General features: G+C 64.4%; 24 protein-coding genes. 17 read left to right on the top strand and 7 right to left on the bottom strand.

Going from position 1 to position 23,362, the window contains the following annotated elements; genetic code table 11:
- Positions 1–325 precede the first annotated feature (325 nt).
- From rplM to erpA, 4 genes are all read left to right on the top strand, one after another.
- Entirely contained in the window at positions 326–754 is a 429-nt protein-coding gene (rplM, locus tag GM672_RS23010) for a 50S ribosomal protein L13 (RefSeq protein WP_107140762.1), read from the top strand.
- A gap of 9 nt (positions 755–763) precedes the next feature.
- Complete coding sequence (rpsI, locus tag GM672_RS23005; protein ID WP_155472862.1) at positions 764–1,156, top strand: 30S ribosomal protein S9; 393 nt, start codon at positions 764–766, stop codon at positions 1,154–1,156.
- Between the two features lie 151 nt (positions 1,157–1,307).
- Positions 1,308–2,345, top strand: a complete 1,038-nt coding sequence (argC, locus tag GM672_RS23000) for an N-acetyl-gamma-glutamyl-phosphate reductase (protein ID WP_155472861.1) — start codon at positions 1,308–1,310, stop codon at positions 2,343–2,345.
- A gap of 139 nt (positions 2,346–2,484) precedes the next feature.
- The gene (gene erpA / locus GM672_RS22995) at positions 2,485–2,847 is read left to right on the top strand and encodes an iron-sulfur cluster insertion protein ErpA (RefSeq protein WP_155472860.1); all 363 of its coding nucleotides are present in this window, start codon (positions 2,485–2,487) and stop codon (positions 2,845–2,847) included.
- A 161-nt stretch (positions 2,848–3,008) separates the two neighbouring features.
- Here the strand turns inward: erpA and GM672_RS22990 are convergent, their stop codons facing one another.
- From GM672_RS22990 to GM672_RS22980, 3 genes are all read right to left on the bottom strand, one after another.
- On the bottom strand, positions 3,009–3,419 hold the full coding sequence (locus GM672_RS22990; RefSeq protein WP_155472859.1) for a DUF2061 domain-containing protein: 411 nt from the start codon (positions 3,417–3,419) through the stop codon (positions 3,009–3,011).
- A 124-nt stretch (positions 3,420–3,543) separates the two neighbouring features.
- Positions 3,544–4,641: an anhydro-N-acetylmuramic acid kinase gene (locus tag GM672_RS22985; RefSeq protein WP_155472858.1), complete on the bottom strand. Its 1,098-nt coding sequence runs from the start codon at positions 4,639–4,641 to the stop codon at positions 3,544–3,546.
- Positions 4,642–4,818: 177 nt separating this feature from the next.
- Positions 4,819–6,198, bottom strand: a complete 1,380-nt coding sequence (locus tag GM672_RS22980) for a M23 family metallopeptidase (protein WP_155472857.1) — start codon at positions 6,196–6,198, stop codon at positions 4,819–4,821.
- Positions 6,199–6,352: 154 nt separating this feature from the next.
- Between GM672_RS22980 and tyrS the strand changes: the two genes are divergently transcribed.
- The 12 genes from tyrS to GM672_RS22920 all read left to right on the top strand — a co-directional run bounded on the left by tyrS (position 6,353) and on the right by GM672_RS22920 (position 16,341).
- Positions 6,353–7,618, top strand: coding sequence for a tyrosine--tRNA ligase (tyrS, locus tag GM672_RS22975; RefSeq protein ID WP_155472856.1), 1,266 nt, complete (start codon positions 6,353–6,355; stop codon positions 7,616–7,618).
- Positions 7,615–8,070, top strand: a complete 456-nt coding sequence (gene dtd / locus GM672_RS22970) for a D-aminoacyl-tRNA deacylase (protein WP_155472855.1) — start codon at positions 7,615–7,617, stop codon at positions 8,068–8,070. The genes tyrS and dtd overlap by 4 nt, the downstream gene beginning before the upstream one ends.
- Before the next feature lie 64 nt (positions 8,071–8,134).
- The gene (locus GM672_RS22965; RefSeq protein ID WP_155472854.1) at positions 8,135–8,761 is read left to right on the top strand and encodes a YbhB/YbcL family Raf kinase inhibitor-like protein; all 627 of its coding nucleotides are present in this window, start codon (positions 8,135–8,137) and stop codon (positions 8,759–8,761) included.
- Between the two features lie 4 nt (positions 8,762–8,765).
- The gene (locus tag GM672_RS22960; protein WP_155472853.1) at positions 8,766–9,404 is read left to right on the top strand and encodes a histidine phosphatase family protein; all 639 of its coding nucleotides are present in this window, start codon (positions 8,766–8,768) and stop codon (positions 9,402–9,404) included.
- Positions 9,405–9,670: 266 nt separating this feature from the next.
- Positions 9,671–10,687, top strand: coding sequence for a tRNA dihydrouridine synthase DusB (gene dusB, locus GM672_RS22955; RefSeq protein ID WP_170300202.1), 1,017 nt, complete (start codon positions 9,671–9,673; stop codon positions 10,685–10,687).
- Between the two features lie 41 nt (positions 10,688–10,728).
- On the top strand, positions 10,729–10,962 hold the full coding sequence (locus tag GM672_RS22950) for a helix-turn-helix domain-containing protein (RefSeq protein ID WP_107140775.1): 234 nt from the start codon (positions 10,729–10,731) through the stop codon (positions 10,960–10,962).
- Positions 10,963–11,097: 135 nt separating this feature from the next.
- Positions 11,098–12,684 carry a bifunctional phosphoribosylaminoimidazolecarboxamide formyltransferase/IMP cyclohydrolase gene (gene purH / locus GM672_RS22945; RefSeq protein WP_155472852.1) on the top strand — a complete coding sequence of 529 codons (1,587 nt, stop codon included), beginning with the start codon at positions 11,098–11,100 and terminating at the stop codon, positions 12,682–12,684.
- A gap of 164 nt (positions 12,685–12,848) precedes the next feature.
- Positions 12,849–13,394, top strand: coding sequence for a crossover junction endodeoxyribonuclease RuvC (ruvC, locus tag GM672_RS22940; protein ID WP_155472851.1), 546 nt, complete (start codon positions 12,849–12,851; stop codon positions 13,392–13,394).
- Positions 13,395–13,441: 47 nt separating this feature from the next.
- Positions 13,442–14,020: a Holliday junction branch migration protein RuvA gene (ruvA, locus tag GM672_RS22935; RefSeq protein WP_155472850.1), complete on the top strand. Its 579-nt coding sequence runs from the start codon at positions 13,442–13,444 to the stop codon at positions 14,018–14,020.
- 3 nt (positions 14,021–14,023) lie between these two features.
- Complete coding sequence (gene ruvB, locus GM672_RS22930; protein WP_155472849.1) at positions 14,024–15,073, top strand: Holliday junction branch migration DNA helicase RuvB; 1,050 nt, start codon at positions 14,024–14,026, stop codon at positions 15,071–15,073.
- Between the two features lie 7 nt (positions 15,074–15,080).
- On the top strand, positions 15,081–15,533 hold the full coding sequence (locus tag GM672_RS22925; protein ID WP_155472848.1) for a YaiI/YqxD family protein: 453 nt from the start codon (positions 15,081–15,083) through the stop codon (positions 15,531–15,533).
- A 43-nt stretch (positions 15,534–15,576) separates the two neighbouring features.
- The gene (locus tag GM672_RS22920; protein ID WP_155472847.1) at positions 15,577–16,341 is read left to right on the top strand and encodes a glutaminyl-peptide cyclotransferase; all 765 of its coding nucleotides are present in this window, start codon (positions 15,577–15,579) and stop codon (positions 16,339–16,341) included.
- Between the two features lie 25 nt (positions 16,342–16,366).
- On the opposite strand, the gene GM672_RS22915 is transcribed toward GM672_RS22920, so the two are convergent.
- The 3 genes from GM672_RS22915 to GM672_RS22905 form a co-directional block, all read right to left on the bottom strand.
- Entirely contained in the window at positions 16,367–17,044 is a 678-nt protein-coding gene (locus GM672_RS22915) for a PEP-CTERM sorting domain-containing protein (RefSeq protein WP_155472846.1), read from the bottom strand.
- Positions 17,045–17,148: 104 nt separating this feature from the next.
- Positions 17,149–17,586, bottom strand: a complete 438-nt coding sequence (locus GM672_RS22910; protein WP_155472863.1) for a DUF2147 domain-containing protein — start codon at positions 17,584–17,586, stop codon at positions 17,149–17,151.
- A 145-nt stretch (positions 17,587–17,731) separates the two neighbouring features.
- Positions 17,732–20,533 (bottom strand): valine--tRNA ligase, encoded by a 2,802-nt coding sequence (locus GM672_RS22905; protein WP_155472845.1) that lies wholly within the window; start codon positions 20,531–20,533, stop codon positions 17,732–17,734.
- Positions 20,534–20,771: 238 nt separating this feature from the next.
- Between GM672_RS22905 and GM672_RS29785 the strand changes: the two genes are divergently transcribed.
- Positions 20,772–22,223 carry a DUF4214 domain-containing protein gene (locus tag GM672_RS29785; RefSeq protein WP_170300201.1) on the top strand — a complete coding sequence of 484 codons (1,452 nt, stop codon included), beginning with the start codon at positions 20,772–20,774 and terminating at the stop codon, positions 22,221–22,223.
- A gap of 31 nt (positions 22,224–22,254) precedes the next feature.
- On the opposite strand, the gene GM672_RS22895 is transcribed toward GM672_RS29785, so the two are convergent.
- On the bottom strand, positions 22,255–23,362 hold a 1,108-nt coding region (locus GM672_RS22895; RefSeq protein ID WP_155472843.1), incomplete at its 5' end, for a methyl-accepting chemotaxis protein.

The following is a 23,362-nucleotide window of genomic DNA, read 5'->3' as shown; positions in this document are numbered from 1 at the left end:
CAGGTGCGGCCGGCGGGCGCGGCGGCGGCGGCGAGCGGGGCCAGGGCGGCCGCAGCCAGCAGGCGGACCAGGTAGTCACGAAGGTTCACGCGGCGCTTTCTACGATATCGACCGGGCAATACTAGCTGGCCCTTGCCGTTCTGGCAACGGCCGCGAGCGCTCGAAAGTCGTTCAGGCCGGGGTTGACCGGCGGTAGCACGGGGCGCTATAATCGCCAGCTTTCCGTTCGCTCAGGAAAGTCAACAACAAGGCTGCGTCCGCTGCATTACCGGGGCGGAACCACCATTTGAGCGTTTTTTTTTATATCTTCATTAGGAAGTCAAACATGAAAACTTTTTCCGCTAAGGGCCATGAAGTCCAGCGCGACTGGTTCGTGATTGACGCGACGGACAAAGTCCTCGGCCGTGTTGCCAGCGAAGTGGCACGCCGACTGCGCGGCAAGCATAAGCCAGAATTTACCCCTCACGTCGACACGGGCGATTTCATCGTCGTCATCAATGCAGGCAAACTGCGCGTGACCGGTACCAAAGCCACCGAGAAGACGTACTACCGTCACTCCGGCTACCCAGGCGGCATCTACGAGACCAACTTCCTGAAAATGCAACAGCGTTTCCCAGGTCGTGCTCTGGAAAAGGCCGTCAAAGGCATGCTGCCAAAAGGCCCACTGGGCTACGCAATGATCAAGAAGCTGAAAGTGTACGCCGAAGGTTCGCACCCGCACGCTGCCCAGCAACCTAAAGCACTCGAATTCTAAGGAACTGACATGATCGGTAACTACAACTACGGCACCGGCCGTCGCAAGAGTGCGGTAGCTCGCGTGTTCATCAAGGTCGGCACCGGCCAGATCATCGTGAACGGCAAGCCAGCGTCGGAATACTTCTCCCGCGAAACCGGCCTGATGGTGATCCGTCAGCCGCTGGAACTGACCGGCAACGTCGAGCGTTTCGACATCAAGGTCAACGTGCATGGCGGCGGCGAGTCCGGCCAGGCAGGTGCAGTGCGCCACGGTATCACCCGTGCACTGATCGACTACGATGCAGCCCTGAAGCCAGACCTGGCGAAAGCCGGCTTCGTCACCCGCGATGCGCGTGAAGTCGAGCGTAAAAAAGTCGGTCTGCGCAAGGCACGTCGCGCAAAGCAGTTCTCGAAGCGTTAATCGCGTTTCCCTTCAGCCTGGTTCGCCGGGCTGGACAAGAAAGCCGTCGGTGTATCCGGCGGCTTTTTGCATTCTGGATAGGGTAAAACGCCTGTCACCCAACACTGCTAGAATTCGCCCTTCATTCACTTTTTTTGCAAGGAACCAGAACATGATCAAAGTTGGCATCGTCGGCGGCACCGGTTACACCGGCGTCGAACTGCTGCGCTTGTTGGCCGTCCATCCCCAGGTGCAGCTGACGGCCATCACGTCGCGCAAGGAAGACGGCCTGCCGGTGGCGGACATGTATCCCTCCCTGCGCGGCCGGGTCGATATCGCCTTCTCGGCGCCGGACAAGGCCGACCTGACGCAATGCGACGTCGTGTTCTTCGCCACCCCGCACGGCGTGGCGATGGCGCAGGCGCCCGAGTTGCTGGCCAAGGGCGTCAAGGTGATCGACCTGGCGGCCGATTTCCGCATCAAGGACCGCGCCGTGTTCGAAAAGACCTACAAGATCGACCACACGGCGCCGGAACTGCTGGAGCAGGCCGTGTACGGCCTGGTCGAGCTGAACCGTGACGACGTCAAGGGCGCCAAACTGATCGCCAACCCCGGCTGCTACCCGACGACGATGCAGCTGGGCTTCGCGCCGCTGCTGAAGGCCGGCGTTATCGACGCGGGCAGCCTGATCGCCGACTGCAAGTCCGGCGTGTCCGGCGCGGGCCGCAAGGCCGAGATCGGCACGTTGTTCTCCGAAGCGAGCGACAGCTTCAAGGCCTACGGCGTATCCGGCCACCGCCACACGCCGGAAACGACGGCCCAGCTGCAGCGCTTCACGGACCAGAAGGTGTCGCTGGTGTTTACGCCCCACCTGGTGCCGATGATTCGCGGCATGCACTCGACCCTGTACGCCAAGCTGACGCAGGACATCAGCAACGAAGCGCTGCAGCAACTGTTCGAGGACGCCTACAAGGACGAGCGCTTCGTCGACGTGATGCCGTTCGGCTCCCATCCGGAAACGCGCACGACGCGCGGCTCGAACATGTTGCGCCTGGCCGTGCACCGTCCGGACAATGGCAATACCGTCATCGTGCTGGTGGTGCAGGACAACCTCGTCAAGGGCGCATCCGGCCAGGCCGTGCAGTGCATGAACCTGATGTTCGGCCTGGAAGAGCACCTGGGCCTGGACGTCATCGCGCTGCTGCCCTGAGCTTATTTTCCCGGTTTTGCCGGGCTGGCATTGAACTGCGGCGAAAACGCCGCATGTTCCCGACAGAAACGACGTGGGCCTGAGCGGCAGTCCGTGCAAAGGTCTATAATGGACCAACGATTTTTAGTAGGAGTTCCAAATGAATGCAGTAGCCGAAGCACAAGACGTTATCCCGTCGCCCATCGTCTTCACGGACAGCGCCGCTGACAAGGTGGCCCAGCTGATCGAAGAGGAAGGCAATCCGGACCTGAAGCTGCGCGTGTTCGTGCAAGGCGGCGGCTGTTCCGGTTTCCAGTACGGCTTCACCTTCGACGAAATCGTCAACGAAGACGACACGACGATGGTCAAGAACGGCGTCCAGCTGTTGATCGATTCGATGAGCTACCAGTACCTGGTGGGCGCGGAAATCGACTACAAGGACGACCTGGAAGGCGCGCAGTTCGTCATCAAGAACCCATCGGCCACGTCGACCTGCGGCTGCGGTTCATCCTTCTCCGTCTAAGCAGCATCCGCGTCACGTAACGGCGGCCAGCGCAAGCTGGCCGCCGTTTGTCGTTTACGCGCGATCTTCTCCGATGCTCACGCGCCGCGCTGCACCCGGTTGCTTCAAAACCGGTGTCAGACGCTGTTTCTGAAGCAACCCCAGTCAACGGCTAACCACTTTCAGGCGGCGGCAAGCTGGGCGTTGGCGGCCAGACGGGCTTCCAGGCGTTCCCACAGCCGGTCGTGGAAGGGCAGGGCGATGACGTTCAGGACGGGCTCCAGCACGGCCACGAGGCCGCCCAGGGCCAGCGAGCCGGTGGCCCAGTACATGACCGCCACGGCAATGACGAAGTGGAACAGGGTCTGGCTGATTTTCTCCAGGGCCAGCACGGCCTGGGCATAGGCGGCCGTGCGGGCCCGCAGGCGCCGCCAGAAGCCTTCGTGCAGGGGCAGCAGCGCGACATTGATGACGGGTTCGAGGATCGCCGCCAGGCCGCCGAAGGCCACCGAGCCCGTTACCACATACATCAGGCTGAAGGCGATGGCCATGTGCGTGCCGACCTGGCTGATTTTTTTCGCTGCGACGATCATTTAGCTGCCTCTTCAGTGGATACCGTTGAGACAGATGATAACGATTCTCGTTTAGTTTTGTAAGCTAATTGTTTTGAATGGTGTGATAGCTCTACGCTATCAGAGTGCGCCTGCCTATACCGTGTCAACGGGGATGCAGGGCCCCCAGCACGCGCAGGCCCTTCGCGCCCGTCACGGAAGGCAGATTGCCCGGCTCGCGGGCATCGAAGCGGAAAGCCAGCCAGGCCCAGCACAGCGCTTCCATCTGCTCGGGAACGACACCCAGCGCGGCCGTCGTCTCCACCGTCACTTGATGGCCCAGTTCGGCGGCCAGCATCGTCTTCAAGGTGTCGTTGTAGGCGCCGCCGCCGCACAGGTAGACGATGTCCGTGCCCGCGGCGTACTGCTTGATGGCGTTCGCCAGGGTCACGGCCGTCAGCCGCGTCAGGGTCGCCATCACATCCTGCGGTGCGGCACCGCCATGATTCGCCACGTGCCGCTGCAGCCATTCCTGATGGAACAGGTCGCGGCCCGTGCTTTTCGGCACGGGAGCGGCAAAATACGGCTCCAGCAGCATCGATGACAGCAGGCCGGGAATGACGTGACCGCCGGCTGCCCACGCGCCGCCGTCGTCGTACGCGCGGCCCAGGTGTCGATCGATCCACAGGTCCATCAGCACGTTGCCGGGGCCCGTGTCGAAACCGGTAACGTGCCCGTCCGGGTGCAGCACGCTGATGTTGGCGATGCCGCCGATATTGGCCAGCACGCGGGTGCTGCCCTGCTGGCCGAACAGCGCGTGATGGGCGGCCGGCACCAGCGGCGCACCCTGGCCGCCGGCCGCCACGTCGCGCGAACGAAAGTCGGCGATGACGTCGATGCCCGACAGTTCCGCCAGCAGCGACGCATCCAGCGTCTGCCACGTAAAGCCCAGTTCGGGGCGGTGCCGAATGGTCTGGCCATGAGCGCCGACGGCGCGCACGTCGGCCGGCTTCATCTCCGTTTTCGCCAGCACCTGTTCGATGCAGTCGGCGTACACGAGGGCTACCTGCCGCGCCGCCAGGGCCTCGCGCTCCAGCTCGTTCGGCGTGGCCGCTTGCAGCGCCATCAGTTCCTCGCGCAGCGCGGCGGGGTAGGCCACGTGCGCGGCCGACAGCGTGCGCGCGGCGCCGGCCCAGAAGTCGACAAGAACGCCGTCCACACCGTCCAGGCTGGTGCCCGACATCAGTCCGATAAACAAGCTCATGGAAGTTCCGCTGAAAAGGTCATGTCCCTATTGTGCCGCATTTACAGCGATGTCATCCATAGTGTTAGACAGCTAACGGAAGGTCGCATGGCGCCGTTTTATGATGGAATCACAGTGAGGGAGGACGGAAAAACGGCGCCTCGCGGGCGCCGTTTTTCTCCAGCTGGAAAGGCCGGATTACTTCATCGCGAGTGCGCGGTTGGATTCTTCCGGACGCAGCAGGGCGAAGCGGTGGATCATGTCGCCTGCCACCAGCTTGAAGCGCGCTTTTTCAGCGGCCGTCATGGGTGCCTGGGCAATCACGTTCAGCTTGTTCGGGTCGAGCGACTGTCCGCCCACGCGGAACTCGTAGTGCAAGTGCGCGCCCGTGGACCAGCCGGTCGAGCCAACGTAGCCGATCAGGTCGCCCTGGCTCACTTTCTGGCCCTTGCGCAGGCCCGAAGCGAAGCGGCTCATGTGTGCATAGGCCGTGCTGTAGTTGTTCCAGTGCTTCAGCACCACGACATTGCCGTAACCGTTCTGGGTGCCGGCGAAATCGACGACGCCATCACCGGCGGCGCGAATCGGCGTGCCCGTCGGCGCGGCGAAATCGATGCCCTTGTGCGCCTTCCAGTTGCCCGAGATCGGGTGCACGCGCATCGAGAAGCCCGACGAAATACGGGTGAACTCCAGCGGCGACTTCAGGAACGCCTTCTTCAGCGCCTTGCCGTCGAAGCTGTAATAGCCGCCGCCCTGCTTGCTGGCCGGATCTTCGAACCATACGGACTGATACGTCATGCCGCGGTTGGTGAACTCGCCGGCCAGGATGCGTCCCGCCTTGACGAACTCGCCATCCTGCCAGAACGTCTCGTAGACAACGTTGAACTTGTCGCCACGCTTCAGGTCGGAACGGAAGTCGATATTGGTCGAGAACATTTCCACGATCTGGCGCACCACCGTGTCCGGCAGGCGGGTACCGTCCGCATCGGAGTCGGTGGCCGCGAACAGGGTCGTGGTGATGTCGCGTGCATGCATCTCGACGCGGCGCTCCAGCTTGACGGGGGATTCCTCGGCAACGAAGCCTTCGCCCTTGCGCAGCACGGAGATGTTCTTGACGGGCAGGTCCGTGCTGTCCACCACGCTTGCGCGCAGCCACAGCAGATTGCCTTCGTCGTCCGTCTGGGCCTGGACGCGCTTGCCGGTCTTCAGTTGCATGACGGCTTTGGCGACCTTGTCCTTCTTGATGAAGGTCTCGGCGGCTTCGTCCTCGACACCCAGGCGCTGCAGCAGCGTGGCCAGCGTATCGCCGGCGCGGATGCGCTCTTCATGCACGTATTTCTGGGAGTCTTCGGCCACGTCGATGGCGGCGATTTGGGAGGAGAGGTTCGGGGCGGCGATGTTCTGCGAGATCGTCGTTACCGGCAGGTCGCTGGCATCGGGAGCGAGCGGGGCCACACCGGCCGCACCGAAGGTGCACACGGCCAATGCCAGCGCGGACGCGCGAACGATGCGAGTCTTGCGGGTCGAACCTAGCAATTGATACAAGCGCGAGCTTGTGAACTTGTTTATATGGTTCATGCAATCAGTTAAAATTTGCCGCTTGAACTTGATGGATTTTTGCTCTTTTATTTTGTTGTTGATTTAATTCGTTTTCATCGGGCAAGATTGATGGGATCGGGAATTATAGCAAAGTCCTGCGCCACGCCAACACTTTAAGAAAATTTCGCACCAGATGGATACAAACCCGGATACCAAGACCGCGTCGCAAAAGCCTGCCGCCGCACCCCTTCTTCCCCTCAGCGACGCCGTCCAGGAAGCCCTTGCCATCGCCAAGCGCGGCGCCGACGAACTGCTGATCGAAAGCGAATTCGCCCAGAAGCTGGCACGCTCGGAACAGAGCGGTGTGCCGCTGCGCATCAAGCTGGGCCTGGACCCGACGGCCCCGGACCTGCACCTGGGTCACACCGTGGTGCTGAACAAGATGCGCCAGTTGCAGAACCTGGGCCACCAGGTGATCTTCCTGATCGGCGACTTCACGTCGATGATCGGCGACCCTTCGGGCCGCAACGCCACGCGCCCGCCCCTGACGCGCGAACAGATCGAACTGAACGCCCAGACCTACTTCAAGCAGGCCGCGCTCGTGCTCGACCCGGCCCGGACGGAAATGCGCTACAACTCCGAGTGGTGCGATGCGCTGGGCGCACGCGGCATGATCCAGCTCGCTTCGCGCTACACGGTGGCGCGCATGATGGAGCGCGAGGATTTTTCCAAGCGCTTCAAGAATGGGACACCGATCTCGGTCCATGAGTTCCTGTATCCGCTGATGCAGGGCTACGATTCCGTCGCATTGAAGTCCGACCTGGAACTGGGCGGCACGGACCAGAAGTTCAACCTGCTGGTGGGGCGTGAACTGCAGAAGGACTGGAACCAGGAACCCCAGTGCATCCTGACGATGCCGCTGCTCGAAGGCCTGGACGGCGTCGAGAAGATGTCGAAGTCGAAGAACAACTACATCGGCATCACGGAACCGGCCAACACCATGTTCGCCAAGGTGATGAGCATTTCCGACACGATGATGTGGCGCTACTACGAGCTGCTGTCGTGGCGCTCGCTGGCCGAAGTGGCCGACCTGAAAAAGGCGATCGAGCAGGGCGGCAATCCGCGCGACGCGAAAGTGGCGATCGCCCAGGAAATCGTGGCGCGCTTCCACTCGCAGCAGGCGGCCGAGGATGCACTGGCCGACTTCGTCAACCGCTCCAAAGGGGGCATTCCGGACGATATCGCCGAGCTGTCGATCACGGGCGCGCCGCTGGGTCTGGCCCAGTTGCTCAAGCAGACCGGGCTGTGCGCCTCGACGTCGGAAGCCATGCGCATGATCGACCAGGGCGGCGTGCGCATCGACGGCGCCGTCATCAGCGACAAGGCATTGAAGGCGGAAGCGGGCACCTTCGTGCTGCAAGTGGGCAAGCGCAAGTTCGCCCGCGTCACCCTGGCATGATCGGCCTGCTGCAACGGGTCACCGCGGCCCAGGTCGTGGTCGACGGGGCCGTCGTCGGCGCCATCGACGGCGGCCTGATGGTGCTGGTCTGCGCCGAGCGGGGCGACAGCGAACGGGAGGCGGACGCTCTGCTGGCGAAGCTGTTGTCCTACCGCGTCTTCTCCGACGAGGCCGGCAAGATGAACCGCAGCGTCACGGACGTGGCCGGCGGCCTGCTGCTGGTGCCCCAGTTCACCCTGGCGGCCGACACCAGGTCCGGCACCCGGCCCTCGTTCACGCCGGCCGCGCCGCCCGACGAAGGCAAGCGCCTGTTCGATTATTTCGTGCGCCAGGCCAGCAGCCGCCATGGCACCGTCGCCACGGGCCGTTTCGGTGCCGATATGCAGGTTTCGCTGACAAACGACGGCCCGGTGACGTTCTGGCTGCAAACAAGTCCAAAGCAGGTATCATAAAAATAGCCGTACCGTGGCCTGGCGACCCTGCGCCGGCCATTCGGGCACGGCAGCGGGAGAGACGATGAAAATCTGGAGCCACTCCTTCAAGGAGGGAAGCGCCATTCCTGGCGATAACGCCTTTGCGGTACCGGACCCGGCTACGCACGTGCGGCTGGCGGGCAACCGCAACCCCCACCTGGCGTGGGACGACATCCCGGCCGGCACGGCCTCGCTGGTGCTGTTGTGCATCGACGGCGATGCGCCCACCGTCGGTACGGATGTCAACAAGGAAGGCCGGACCTTGCCGGTCGACTTGCCGCGCGGCGACTTCTATCACTGGGTGCTGGTCGACATCCCGACGGACGTGTCGACCCTGGCGGCCGGCGCCTATTCGGACGGCGTCACGCCGAAAGGCAAGCCCGGCCCCGCCGTTCCCGGCTCGGCCATGCGCCACGGCCTGAACGACTACACGGGCTGGTTCGCGCAGGACCCGGACATGGCGGGCAACTACTTCGGCTATGACGGCCCGTGCCCGCCATGGAACGACGAGCGCGTGCACCACTATATCTTCCGCCTGTATGCCCTCGATATCGAGCGCCTGCCGGTCAGCGGGCGCTTCACCGCGCAGGACGTGCTGGCTGCCATGCACGGCCATATCGTCGACGAGGCCCAGCTGATCGGTACCTACACCCTGAAAGCGGCGAACTGAGCGCATGACGAATTTATTGCTGATCCGTCATGGCGAAACGGCCTGGAACGCCGTGCGCCGCCTCCAGGGCCACCTCGATATCGGCTTGAACGACGCCGGCCAGCGCCAGGCCGCGGCATTGGGCCGGGCGCTGGAACACGAAACGCTGGCCGCCATCGTTTCCAGCGACCTGCAGCGCGCCGTCCAGACGGCGGCCGCCGTGGCACGCCAGCGCCATGTGCCGAACCACGCCGACCCGGCCCTGCGCGAGCGGGGCTATGGCGTCTTCGAAGGGCTTCTATATAGCGAGATCGAAGCGCGCTACCCGGACGAGTTCGCCGCGTGGCAGGGCCGCCACATCGACGCCGTGATGCCGCACGGCGAGCGCCACGCGGAAAGTTTCCGCACCTTTTACCAGCGCAGCATCGACGCCATCGGCCACTGGGCCCAGCGCTACAGGGGCCGCACCATCGCCATCGTCGCCCACGGCGGCGTGCTGGAATGCGCCTACCGCGCCGCTACCGGCATGGGCCTGGAAAGCCCGCGCGACTTCCACGTCAAGAACGCCAGCATCAACCGCTTCACGTGGCACGACGGCCAGCTGGCGCTGACCCACTGGGGCAACGTCGACCACCTGGCCGCCGCGATGGACGATATCGTCTGATTGCACGCTTACCCAGCTCTTGCCTCGGGCGTTCGCAATGCTATGGGATGGAGTCGGCAGCAACGTTTCCACCGGCGGCAGGGGCGGCGCCGCACGCTCGTCCTAAAAATTTCTCGTCATAACTCCTTGTTTCAAAAGCGGAAAGCTCGGCATTGCCGGTTCAATTGCTGTTCTTATACAAAATAGTGCTTATAAATTGAGCAGGCCTTGGGTTAGAATTGCAGGTTCCTCCGCTCGTCCGGCAGTTCAGATCAGGAATTCCCCAAGTGCAAATCGGCCCACATCTTCTGCGCAATAACGTCTTCGTCGCCCCGATGGCCGGCGTGACGGACCGTCCGTTCCGGCAGCTGTGCAAGGAGCTGGGCGCCGGCTACGCGGTGGCCGAGATGGCGGCGGCCAATCCGCGCGTGTGGGCCAGCGAGAAGAGTTCGCGCCGCCGCGATCACACGGGGGAAATGGAGCCGAAAGCGGTGCAGATCGCGGGGTCCGATCCGCAGGAGCTGGCCGATTGCGCCAGGTTCAACGTGGACAAGGGCGCCCAGGTGGTCGATATCAATATGGGTTGCCCCGTGAAAAAGGTGTGCAACAACTGGTGCGGCTCGGCCCTGCTGCAGTTCGAGGACGTGGTCGAGCGCATCCTGCATGCCGTCGTGGCGGCAGTGGATGTGCCCGTTACACTGAAGTTCCGCACCGGCTGGGATCGCCAGAACAAGAACGCCCTGCGCATCGCCCGCATCGCCGAGCAGGCAGGCATCCAGATGCTGACCCTGCACGGGCGCACCCGCGCCGACGGCTACACGGGCGAAGCGGAATACGACACCATCGCCGCCGTCAAGGCGGCCGTGTCGATTCCCGTCGTGGCCAACGGCGACATCACGTCGCCGGAAAAGGCCCGCTACGTGCTCGACAAGACGGGCGCCGACGCCGTCATGGTGGGCCGGGCCGCCCAGGGCCGGCCGTGGATCTTCCGCGAGATCGACCACTTCCTGCGCACCGGCACCTTGCTGCCGCCGCCGCTGGTGGCCGAAGTGCGCCGCCTGATGGACGAGCACCTGCGCGCCCACTACGGTTTCTACGGCGAAAACCTGGGCGTGCGCACGGCGCGCAAGCATATCGGCTGGTATGTGCGCGACCTTCCCGGTGGCGAAGAATTTCGACAGGAAATGAATCGCCTCGAGTCCACCACCGCGCAATTGGCGGCCGTGGACAGCTTCTTTGAATCCCAATGGAAGTATGGCGAGCGGTTACAATACCGCCTCGCCGAAGAAATGCTGGCGGCCTGACCCGGCGCCAGACCGGCAAACATTTAGCAGAACACAAGAATATGAGCAAAGAAAGTATCCAGGAAGTCGTCCAGAAAAGCCTCGAAGAATATTTCAACGACCTGGGCGAGCAGCAGGCATCGAATATCTACGATATGGTCGTCATGACCGTCGAGAAACCGATCCTCGAAGTGGTGATGACGCGTGCCGACGGCAACCAGTCCCACGCCGCGCAAATGCTGGGCATCAATCGCAATACCTTGCGCAAGAAATTGCAGGAACACGGCCTGCTGTAAGCCTCGATCCGGCCCCGGCAAGCGGCTGTGATCCGGCCGTTTTGGGCCGGCGAGTCTGTCCAGGAAACCGGCGCTGCGGGGTTTGTCCGGCGCGGGTTGCCTTCAACCAGAATTCTTCACAACCTTGACCTAGCCATGATCAAACAAGCTCTCATTTCCGTTTCCGACAAGACCGGCGTGCTGGACTTTGCCCGCGCCCTGTCGGCGATGGGTGTCAATATCCTGTCCACGGGCGGTACCGCCAAGCTGCTGGAAGAAAACGGCGTACCTGTCACCGAAGTGGCGGATTACACGGGCTTCCCGGAAATGCTGGACGGCCGCGTCAAGACCTTGCACCCGAAAGTTCACGGTGGCATCCTGGCCCGCCGCGATTTCCCGGAGCATATGGCCAAGCTGGATGAACATGGCATCCCGACCATCGACCTGGTCGTCGTCAACCTGTACCCGTTCCAGGCCACGGTGGCGAAGGAAGAATGCTCCTTGGACGACGCCATCGAGAATATCGATATCGGCGGCCCGGCCATGCTGCGCTCGGCGGCCAAGAACCACAAGGACGTCGTCGTCATCTGCGACCCGTCCGACTACGGCGTGGTGCTGGCGGAAATGAAGACGACGGACAACTCGCCCGGCTACGTCAGCTACGAAACCCGCTTCAACCTGGCCAAGAAGGTATATGCCCACACGGCCCAGTATGACGGCGCGATCACGAACTACCTGTCCAGCCTGGGGCCGGACCGCCAGCACGCCACCCGCGGCGCCTATCCGCAGACCCTGAACGTGCACTTTGAAAAAGTGCAGGACATGCGCTACGGCGAAAACCCTCACCAGGCCGCCGCGTTCTACCGCGATACGACGGCCGTCGACGGCGCGCTGGCCAACTACCGCCAGCTGCAGGGCAAGGAACTGTCGTACAACAATATCGCCGATGCCGACGCGGCCTGGGAATGCGTCAAGAGCATGGGCGGCATGGACCAGCCGGCCGCCTGCGTCATCGTCAAGCACGCCAATCCGTGCGGCGTGGCGCTGGGTGTGTCCGCCGTGGATGCCTACAGCCGCGCGCTGCAGACGGACCCGACCTCGGCCTTCGGCGGCATCATTGCCTTCAACGTGCCGGTCGATGGCGCCGCGGCCACCGAGCTGGCCAAGCTGTTCGTCGAAGTGCTGATCGCCCCGTCGTTCACGGAGGAAGCGAAACAGATCATGTCGGCCAAGCAGAACGTGCGCCTGCTGGAAATCCCGCTGGGCAATGGCGTCAACGCGATGGACTTCAAGCGCGTGGGCGGGGGCCTGCTGGTGCAGTCGGCCGACGCGAAAAACGTGCTGTTGGCCGACACCCGCGTGGTGACGAAGAAGCAGCCGACGCCGCAGCAGCTGGCCGACCTGATGTTCGCATGGAAAGTGGCGAAATTCGTCAAGTCCAATGCCATCGTCTTTTGCGGCAATAACATGACCCTGGGTGTCGGCGCCGGCCAGATGAGCCGCATCGACTCGGCCCGGATAGCCGCGATCAAGGCGGAAAAAGCGGGCCTGACCCTGGCCGGATCGGCCGTGGCATCGGACGCCTTCTTCCCCTTCCGCGACGGCCTCGACGTCGTGGTGGACGCCGGCGCCACCTGCGTCATCCAGCCGGGCGGCTCGATGCGCGACCAGGAAGTCATCGACGCGGCCGACGAGCGCGGCGTCGTCATGCTGTACACCGGCACGCGCCACTTCCGCCACTGATGTGTTGCCCGAAAAATGGGGACAGACCCCATTTTTCGAGAAACTATTGCCTCCGTGTCGACATCGGTGCCTGACCCCGATGTCGACACGATCTCTGCAGTAGACTGCTGCACCACTGCGCCCGCGCTATTGCGGGCGCTTTCTTTACTGCATACAATCAGCCAATGATTATCCTCGGCATCGACCCCGGCCTGCGTACCACCGGCTTTGGCGTTATTCACAAGCAGGGCACGAAGCTGCGCTATATCGCTTCCGGCACCATCAAGAGCGGCGAGGGCGATTTGCCGACGCGGCTGAAGGTGATCCTCGACGGCGTGTCGCAACTGACGGCCACCTACGCGCCCGACTGCGCCGCCATCGAAAAAGTCTTTGTCAACGTCAATCCCCAGTCGACCCTGCTGCTGGGGCAGGCGCGCGGGGCCGCCATTTGCGGCCTGGTCAGCGCATCGCTGTCCGTGGCCGAGTATTCGCCGACGCAGATCAAGCAGGCCGTCACGGGCACCGGCAAGGCGGCCAAGCAGCAGGTGCAGGAAATGGTGTCGCGGCTGCTGTCCCTGCCCGGCCTGCCCGGGTCCGACGCGGCCGACGCGCTGGGCGTGGCCATCTGCCACGCCAACACGCACGACACGCTGGCGGCCATCGGCGCCATCGACATCGCCGTGCGCGGCGCCGCAGGCCTGCGCATGAAGCGCGGCAGGCTGGTGGGCTGATCGTCCGCTACACTGTCCCCATTCTCAAGAAAAATTAGGAATTACCCATGATCGGACGTCTCTCCGGCATCCTGCTCGAAAAAAATCCACCGCAACTGCTGGTCGATGTCCAGGGCGTCGGCTATGAAGTCGACGTGCCGATGAGCACCTTCTACAACCTGCCGCACACGGGCGAGAAGGTCACCTTGTTTACGCACCAGGCCATCCGCGAGGATGCCCACCTGCTGTTCGGCTTCGGCAATGCCGAGGAACGGGCCGTGTTCCGCCAGTTGATCAAGATCACCGGCGTGGGCGCGCGCACGGCGCTGTCGATCCTGTCCGGCATGTCCGTCAACGACCTGGCGCAGGCCGTCACGCGCCAGGAAGCGGGGCGCCTCGTCAAGGTGCCCGGCATCGGCAAGAAGACGGCCGAACGCCTGCTGCTGGAACTGAAGGGCAAGCTGGGAGCCGACCTGGGTACCGGCGGCGTGCAGGCCGTGCCGGATGCGCAGACGGATATCCTGAACGCGCTGATCGCATTGGGATACTCTGACAAGGAAGCGCTGCTGGCGCTGAAGACCGTGCCGGCCGGCGCGGGTGTGTCGGACGGCATCAAGCAGGCGCTGAAAGCGCTGTCCAAAGGCTGATGAATGAGCATCCAGACCGACAACTTCACGGAACAACGCATCATCGACGCGGCGCCCTCGTCGCCGAACGAGGAAGCGATCGAACGGGCCCTGCGCCCGAAACTGCTCGATGAATACGTCGGCCAGGAGAAGATCCGCGGCCAGCTGGAGATCTTCATCTCGGCGGCCAGGAAGCGCAGCGAGGCGCTCGATCACACCTTGCTGTTCGGGCCTCCGGGCCTGGGCAAGACGACCCTGGCCAACATCATCGCGCGCGAGATGGGCGTGAACCTGCGCCAGACCTCCGGCCCCGTGCTGGAACGCCCGGGCGACCTGGCCGCGCTGCTGACGAACCTGGAAGCGAACGATGTGCTGTTCATCGACGAGATCCATCGCCTGTCGCCCGTGGTCGAGGAAATCCTGTACCCGGCGCTGGAGGACTACCAGATCGACATCATGATCGGCGAAGGCCCGGCGGCCCGTTCCGTCAAGCTGGACCTGCAGCCCTTCACCCTGGTGGGCGCCACCACGCGCGCCGGCATGCTGACCAACCCGCTGCGCGACCGCTTCGGCATCGTCGCCCGGCTGGAGTTCTATACCACCGAGGAACTGGCCAAGATCGTCACGCGCAGCGCGGCGCTGCTGAAGGCGCCGATCGACGCCAGCGGCGCACTGGAAATCGCCCGCCGCGCGCGCGGCACGCCCCGTATCGCCAACCGCCTGCTGCGCCGCGTGCGCGATTTCGCCGAAGTGAAAAGCAACGGCGACATCACCAAGGACGTCGCCGACGCCGCCCTCGTCATGCTCGACGTCGACACGGTTGGCTTCGACGTGATGGACCGCAAGCTGCTCGAGGCGGTGCTGTACAAATTCAACGGCGGCCCCGTCGGCATCGGCAACCTGGCCGCCGCCATCGGCGAAGCGGCCGACACCATCGAGGACGTGCTGGAGCCCTACCTGATCCAGCAGGGCTACCTGCAACGCACGCCGCGCGGGCGCGTCGCCACGCCGGCGGCCTTTTTGCACTTCGGCCTGACGCCACCGCGCACCAGCCTGACGGGCGAACTGTGGTGAAGCGCTGATGCAGATCTGGGTCGATGCGGACGCCTGCCCCGGCGTCGTCAAGGAAATCCTGTTCCGCGTGGCCGAGCGGGTGCAGATGAATGTCACGCTGGTGGCCAACCAGCTGCTGCGCGTGCCGCCGTCGAAGTTCGTTCGCGCGCTGCAGGTGCCGTCCGGTTTCGACGTGGCCGACAAGGAGATCGTGCGGCTGCTGGCGCCGGGCGACCTGGTCATCACGGGCGACATTCCGCTGGCGTCGGACGTGCTGGAGAAGGGCGGCCACGCCCTCAACCCCCGTGGCGACTTCTACACGCCGGACAACATCCAGCAGCAGCTGACGATGCGCGCCTTTATGGACGAACTGCGCGGCAGCGGCATCGACACGGGCGGCCCGGCCGCCTTCGGCCAGGCCGACCGCCAGCGCTTCGCCAATGCGCTGGATGGCCACCTGCGCCGCCACGCCCCCGGTTGATCGGGGCCTGGGCCGCCGGGCCCAGTTGCGGTATGCTTCGCGCATGCTGATCAAACCGACCCTCGCCGCCATCCTGCTGGCCTGCACGGCGTTCGTGCAGGCCGCCGTTCCCGTCCACGGCTACGCCGTCAAGCGCAGTTACCCGCATGACCCGCAGGCCTTCACGGAAGGCCTGTTCTACCAGGGCGGCATCCTGTATGAAAGCACGGGCCTGAACGGCCACTCGTCGATCCGCAAGGTCGACCTGGAAACAGGCAAGGTGCTGCAGAACCGCGACATCCCGGCCGACTATTTCGGCGAAGGCATCGCGCCCTTCGGCAAGCGCCTGATCAGCCTCACGTGGACCAACCAGGTGGGCTTCGTGTTCGACCTGGAAACGCTGGAGCCGGAAGGCCGCTTCGGCTACCAGGGCGAAGGCTGGGCCCTGACGAGCGACGGCGAGCGGCTCTACATGAGCGACGGTACGGCCCATATCCGCGTGCTCGATCCGGCCACGATGAAGGTGACACGGCGCATCCGCGTCACGGCCGACGGCGCGCCGGTCACGCAGATCAACGAACTGGAATGGGTCGAAGGCCAGATCTACGCCAACATCTGGCAAACCGACCGCATCGCCCGCATCGACCCGTTCAGCGGCCAGGTGCGGGGATGGATCGACTTGAAGGGGCTGGACAAGCTGTCCGGCGTGGAGCCGGGCACGGACAATGTCCTGAACGGCATCGCCTACGACAGCGGCAGGAAGCGCCTGTTCGTCACCGGCAAGCGCTGGCCGAAGCTGTTCGAGATCGAATTGAAGCCGGCGCGCTAGGCGGCCCCGCCGGCTTCAAAGCCGGTCAGCCGCGCTTGCGGCGCCAGGCCAGCAGGCCCAGGCCGGCCGCGAACATCGCATACGCGCCTGGTTCCGGCACGGCCGATACCAGGTGCAGGCCGGTCAACGCGCCACCTGCCCGGATCGTCACGAAGGGCTCGTTCGTCGTGTAGGCGTAGTGAAAGCTGCCGTTGGCGGCCTGCAGGATCGCGCCCGTGCCGGCCAGCGAGGTGCCGGTCAGCAGGGCGGCGGCGGGATCGGAGAACTCGACCGACAGCGTTTCGGTCGCATCCGTCCTCGTATTGAGGCTGGTGAAGGCCAGCAGGTCGTTGCCGTTCAGCGGATTGGCCTGGTCGATGGCGACGGCCAGGTTGTACGGGCTGGCTGATGCGAACAGCAGGCCTTGCGCGAAGGCGGCGCTGACGGGGGCTGCGGGGAAGTAGTCGGCGTAGTCCTGCGTGCCATTGCTGCCCAGGGCCGACGGCGTCCACGACGTGTCGAAGCTGAAGCGGCCCGTGACCGTGTCGCCGATGGCGACGGCGCCGCCAGGCAGCGTGGCCTGCTGCAGGAAGTCGATGTGGTCGTTCCCCAGCACGAACTGCGTCAGCGACGTGACGGTCGCCGTGTACTCATAGGTCAAGCGTTCGGCCTGGGCGGCGGTGGCCAGCAACATGGCACACGTGAATGCAGCAACATTCTTCATGACTTCCCCTTTTATAGTTGACTACGAAAGGGGAGTACAACACTGCCGATAGCATTACGTCAATATATTTAACGCAAGCTCCCAACGCCACCGCGCCGGGAGGATTATTCCTGCCGCACCCACGTCTGCGAGCGGCCCAGCATCGGCATGCCGATATAGCCGCGCACTTCCAGCTTCTTGCCACCGTCGGCCAGCTTCATCTTGCTCTTGTAGACCTTGCCGTTTTCCGGGTCGAGGATGGTGCCGCCGCTGTAGTCCTCGCCGTCCTTCTTCATGCCGTTGATGATCGACAGGCCGACCAGCGGCTTGTCCTTGTCGGCCCCTTCGCAGGCCGTGCATTTCGGGTTCTGGTCCTGGTCGGCAGGGCGGAACAGCTTCTCGATTTTCCCCTGCAGTACGCCGTTCGCTTCCGTGATGCGCACCTCGGCCTTGGCCTTGCCGGTCTTGTCGTCGATGTTCTTCCACAGGCCGACGGGCGAGCCGCTGTCGGCGAAGGCGGGCAGGGCGCTGAAGGCGGCGCCGATCAGGGCGGCATAAATCATTGGACGCATGGTGTCTCCTTGTTGGTTTGAATGCCGGTCCAGTGTAGCGCACGGTCGTGCCGAAAAAATTGGTGGGCACGCTCTAAAAATGCAAAACGCCGGAGCGGGCGAACCCGGTCCGGCGTTTATCAGGCAGCAATGGCGTTTATGCGGCCGGCAGCTTGGCGAACTGCTCGCGCAGTTTTTCCAGCGTGGCCGTGAAGGTTGCCACCCGTTCCTGCTCCTGGGCCACCACGGCGGCCGGGGCGCGGGCGACGAAGCTTTCCGACGACAGCTTGTTCGACGCCTTGGCGATCTCGCCTTCCAGGCGGGCGATTTCCTTGGCCAGGCGCTCGCGCTCGGCCTTGACGTCGATCTCCACCTCCAGCATCAGCTTCGTCGTGCCCACCACCGACACGGCGGCCGGCGACTCCGGCAGTGCGTCGACGATCTGCACTTCCGACAGCTTGCCCAGCAGCTGGATATACGGCGCGAACGCGGCGATCTTGTCCTTGTCGACGCCGCTGGCCTCGACGATCAGCGGCACGCGCAGCGACGGCGCCAGCTTCATTTCGCCGCGCAGGTTGCGGGTCGCATCCGTCATGGCCTTCAGTTCGGCGATCCAGCTTTCGGCGGCCGTGTCGATGGCCGCTTCGTTCGGCAGCGGGTACTGCTGCGTCATGATGGACTTGCCGGCCGTGTCTCCCTTGCCAGCTAAGGGCGCGACGGTCTGCCACAGTTCCTCGGTGACGAAGGGGATGATCGGGTGGGCCAGGCGCAGCACCACTTCCAGCACGCGCAGCAGCGTGTTGCGGGTGGCGCGCTGCTGGCCTTCCGTGCCCTGCTGGACCTGCACCTTGGCCAGTTCCAGGTACCAGTCGCAGTACTCGTCCCACACGAACTTGTAGATGGTGCTGGCGATATTGTCGAAGCGGTAGTCGGCAAAGCCCTTCGCCACGTCCTGCTCGGCACGATTGAGCAGCGACACGATCCACTTGTCCGCCTGCGACAGGTCGGCATCGCTGGCGCTGCAGTCCTTGCCTTCCGTGTTCATCAGCACGAAGCGGGTGGCGTTCCACAGCTTGTTGCTGAAGTTACGGTAGCCTTCGGCGCGGCCCAGGTCGAAGTTGATGTTGCGGCCCAGCGAGGCGTAGCTGGCCATCGTGAAGCGCACGGCATCCGTGCCGTAGGCGGCGATCCCTTCGGGGAATTCCTTGCGCGTGGCCTTCTCGATCTTTTCGGCCGCGCGCGGATTCATCAGGCCCGTGGTGCGTTTTTCCACCAGTGCGTCGATGCCGATACCGTCGATGAGGTCGATCGGGTCCAGGGTATTGCCCTTCGACTTGCTCATCTTCTGGCCCTGCGAGTCGCGCACGAGGCCGTGCACGTACACGGTCTCGAACGGCACCTTACCCGTGAAGTGGGCCGTCATCATGACCATCCGGGCGACCCAGAAGAAGATGATGTCGAAGCCCGTTACCAGCACGGACGACGGCAGGAAGGCCTTCAGGTCAGGCGTTTCTTCCGGCCAGCCCAGCGTGGAGAAGGGCACCAGCGCCGACGAGAACCACGTGTCGAGCACATCGTTGTCGCGCGTGAGCGTGCCCGTGCTGCCGGCGGCCTGCTGCTTGGCCAGCGCTTCTTCCTCGGTGCGGGCAACGAAGATATTGCCGGCCTCGTCGTACCAGGCCGGGATCTGGTGGCCCCACCACAGCTGGCGCGAGATGCACCAGTCCTGGATATTGTTCAGCCATTGGTTATACGTCGTCGTCCAGTTCTCCGGCACGAACTTGATTTCGCCCGACGACACTTTTTCCAGCGCTACTTCGGCGATGGATTTGCCCGGATTGAAGGTGCCTTCCGGCGCCGGCTTGCTCATGGCGACGAACCACTGGTCCGTCAGCATCGGCTCGATGACGACGCCGGTGCGGTCGCCGCGGGGCACCATCAGCTTGTGCGGCTTGACCTGTTCCAGCAGGCCCTGGGCTTCCAGGTCCGCCACGATCTGCTTGCGCGCGGCGAAGCGGTCCATGCCGCGATAGGCTTCGGGCGCGTCGTCGCTGATCTTCGCGTCCAGCGTGAGGATCGACGGCATGTCCAGCTTGTGGCGCTGGCCCACGGCGTAGTCGTTGAAGTCGTGCGCGGGCGTGATCTTCACGCAGCCCGTACCGAAGGCCTTGTCGACATACGAGTCGGCGATGACGGGAATCTGGCGGCCCACCAGCGGCAGGGTCAGCATCTTGCCCACCAGCGCTTCATAGCGCTCGTCGGTCGGGTCGACGGCCACGGCGACGTCGCCCAGCATCGTCTCGGGACGGGTGGTGGCCACCGTCAGCGAGCCGCTGCCGTCGGCCAGCGGGTACTTGATGTACCACATCGAGCCGTCTTCTTCTTCCGACACCACTTCCAGGTCGGAGACGGCCGTGCCCAGCACGGGGTCCCAGTTGACCAGGCGCTTGCCGCGGTAGATCAGGCCTTGCTCGAACAGGCGCACGAACACTTCTGAGACGGTCTTCGAACGGGCCGGGTCCATCGTGAAGTATTCGCGGTCCCAGTCGGCCGAAGCGCCCAGGCGGCGCATCTGGCCGGTGATGGTGGAGCCGGATTTTTCCTTCCACTCCCACACCTTCTCCACGAACTTCTCGCGGCCCAGGTCGTGGCGCGACACCTTCTGCGCGTCGAGCTGGCGCTCGACCACGATCTGCGTGGCGATGCCGGCGTGGTCGGTGCCGGGAATCCAGGCAGTGTTATGACCGAGCATGCGGTGGTATCGCGTCAGGCCATCCATGATGGTCTGGTTGAAGGCGTGGCCCATGTGCAGCGTGCCGGTGACGTTCGGCGGCGGCAGCTGGATGCTGAAGGCAGGCTTGGAGAGGTCCATCGAAGCGGCGAAGTATCCGCGCTTCTCCCACTCGCTGCGCCAGAACTGTTCAATGTCGGCAGGCTCGAAAGACTTGGCTAATTCCATGATCGGGGAAAGGGTAAGTTGGGCGAAAACGACCATTATAAGGTAGGGGCGCGGTTTGCGACCGGGCCTGCGCCGCCGCCATTCCGGCCGGTGCACCGCATCGTCGCAGGGACTTGGACAACGGGATGCAATACCGGTAAGCTCGCGCACGCTCCAGCGCATGAGGACCGCGCTGGACAGGCAAGTGAACGGCGCGGTCAGACGCCGTCTTTTCAGAGAGCAAACTACAGGGATCTACGTGAGCTATTTCGATGTGAAGCTGTCTCCGCAGCTTGTTTACCATTACACCGTCGCCGGGAGTCACGGCCTGAATGTGCCCCTGGTGTACGCCATGCAGCGCATCCAGCTGGACACCTACCTGGAGCACGCCACCGTCACGGCGAGCGGCGGCTCGGTCGCCATCGGCATGCCCAGCGGCATCACCTTGGCGCTGCACGGCCTCAATGCCGGCAACCTGCAAGGTGCGCAGGGGGTAATCGCGGCCAGTGGCGTATCGCTGATCCGCCCCGGCACCGGCAGCTTCGACCTGTCGGGCCAATTCAAGGTCGGCTACACGATGTCGCAAGGCGTGCCCCAAATCCAGTCCTTCTCGGGCCGTGTGGACGGCTTCGATGCCGCGTCGCTGTGGTCCATCGACAGCGGTCTCATTTCCGCGAAGATCGGCAATGTGCGCGTGCACGCGACCGGCGAGCTGGAAATGGATGAGAACGGCGGGGTCGCCGGCACGCTGCATGATATCGGCGTCAGCACGTCGACAGGCTATGTACACGGCACCATCAGCGGCGACTTCACGCTGCCGGCCATGAATTTGTTCCATGGCGGCCAGGTGCCCTGGATGCCGGGCGTCGTCGACGCCGTGCACCTCGGCTATGCCGATGGCAGCCATGTCGAGATGACGGGACTGGCCGCCGCCGTCGGCGATATCGCCAGGCTCGCGCCGCTGGCGCTGCTCAACGATACGGCAAGCAACGGTGGCGACGACACCTTCATCCTCGATATCGCGGGCAATTTGAGCAGCTATGCGCTCATCGTCATGACGGGCGCCGGCGACGACCGGCTGACGCTGACCGGCGGCTTCCGGGCGGACGCCCAGCTGGGCGACGGCAACGATCGGGCCACCGTGCTGGCGGGCGCACACCATATCGACGGCGGCGCCGGCATCGACACCGTCGTCGTGGCGGGCAACCGGGCCGGCTATGACCTGCAGATGCTCGCCACCCGGCACGTCACCGCCAGGGCGGACGGCACCAGGGCCTCGCTGGAGCAGGTCGAGCGCGTGCAGTTTGCCGACGGCGCCGTTGCCCTCGACATCGACGGCAACGCCGGCCAGGCATACCGGCTGTATAACGCCGCGCTGGGCCGCGCTCCCGACCAGGCCGGGCTGGGGTTCTGGATCGGTGCACTCGACCATGGTGGCACGCTGCTCGGCGTGGCCGACGGCTTCATGCGCAGCGACGAATTCATGTCCAAGTTCGGCGGCAGCGTCAGCGATGCGGCGTTCATCACGAAGCTGTACGAGCATGTGCTGCACCGCCAGCCCGACACCGGCGGTTACCGCTACTGGAGCGATGCACTCGATGCCGGCACGGCGCGCAGCCAGCTGCTGGTGGATTTCAGCGAAAGCGCGGAGAACAAGGCCCTGCTGATCGGCGCTGTCCGGGACGGCATCGCCTACGAGCCGTTCGGCTGACCCGGCAGGGTGCGACCGGCCGGGCCGGCACTCACGCCGCCAGACGCAGCGGCCGCTTCGCGGCGGTCGCGCCGGTGCCGCCAGCCACCTTGAACACGGCGATGGCCTGGGCCACGCAGCGGGTCTGCTGCACCAGGCTGCCCGCGGCGGCGGCGGCCTGTTCCACCAGCGCCGCGTTCTGCTGCGTGATGTCGTCGATCGACGCGACGGCCTGGTTGACCTGGTCGATGCCCAGGGTCTGTTCCTTGGTGGTGTCGGAGATTTCGTGCATCACCTCCTTGACCTTGCCGACCGAGGCGATCACCTCGGCCATGATCCTGCCGGCGCTGCCCGTCAGCTCCGTGCCGGCATTGACCTTCTGGATCGAATTGTCGATCAATACCTTGATTTCCTTGGCCGCGCCGGCGGAGCGCTGCGCCAGCGCGCGCACTTCCGACGCAACGACGGCAAAGCCGCGTCCCTGTTCGCCGGCGCGGGCCGCTTCCACGGCCGCGTTCAGCGCCAGGATATTGGTCTGGAAGGCGATGCCGTCGATCAGGCCGATGATGTCGAGGATCTTGCGCGACGATTCGCTGATGCCGTCCATCGTCAGCACCACCTGCGAGACGATGTCGCCGCCCTGGCCGGCCACCTGCGTGGCCCGTTCGGCCAGCTGGTCGGCGTTGGCCACGTTGCCGGCGCTCTGGCGCACGGTGGAGTTCAGTTCTTCCATGCTGGCCGCCGTCTGCTGCAGGCTCGATGCCTGCGATTCCGTGCGTCCCGACAGGTCCATATTGCCCGTCGCGATTTCGTTCGTGGCCGTGCTCATCTCGTCGAAATTGCTGCGCACGTCCGAGACGATGCTGCGCAGGTTCACGCCCATCTGGCGCAGCGCCGCCAGCAACTGGCCTGCTTCGTCGTCGCGCGTCACGTCGATGACGCCCGTCAGGTCGCCGCCGGCCATCTTGCGGGCGTGCGCCGTGGCCGTGTGCAGCGGCGCCACGATGGCGTCGTGCAGCGAATACCACAGGAACAGCGCGGCCACGGCGGCCAGGGTGGCGACGCCGGCCAGCAGCGAGCGGGCACCGGCACCGGCATCGAGCCACAGGCCCAGCGCGCAGGCCAGCAGTGCGCAAGCGGGCAGGGCGCCGGACAGCGCC

Source organism: Pseudoduganella buxea (assembly GCF_009720835.1).
Taxonomy (GTDB): domain Bacteria; phylum Pseudomonadota; class Gammaproteobacteria; order Burkholderiales; family Burkholderiaceae_D; genus Rugamonas; species Rugamonas buxea.
The sequence above is the reverse complement of the archived record's forward strand: the minus strand, read 5'-3'. Positions and strand labels throughout refer to the sequence as shown.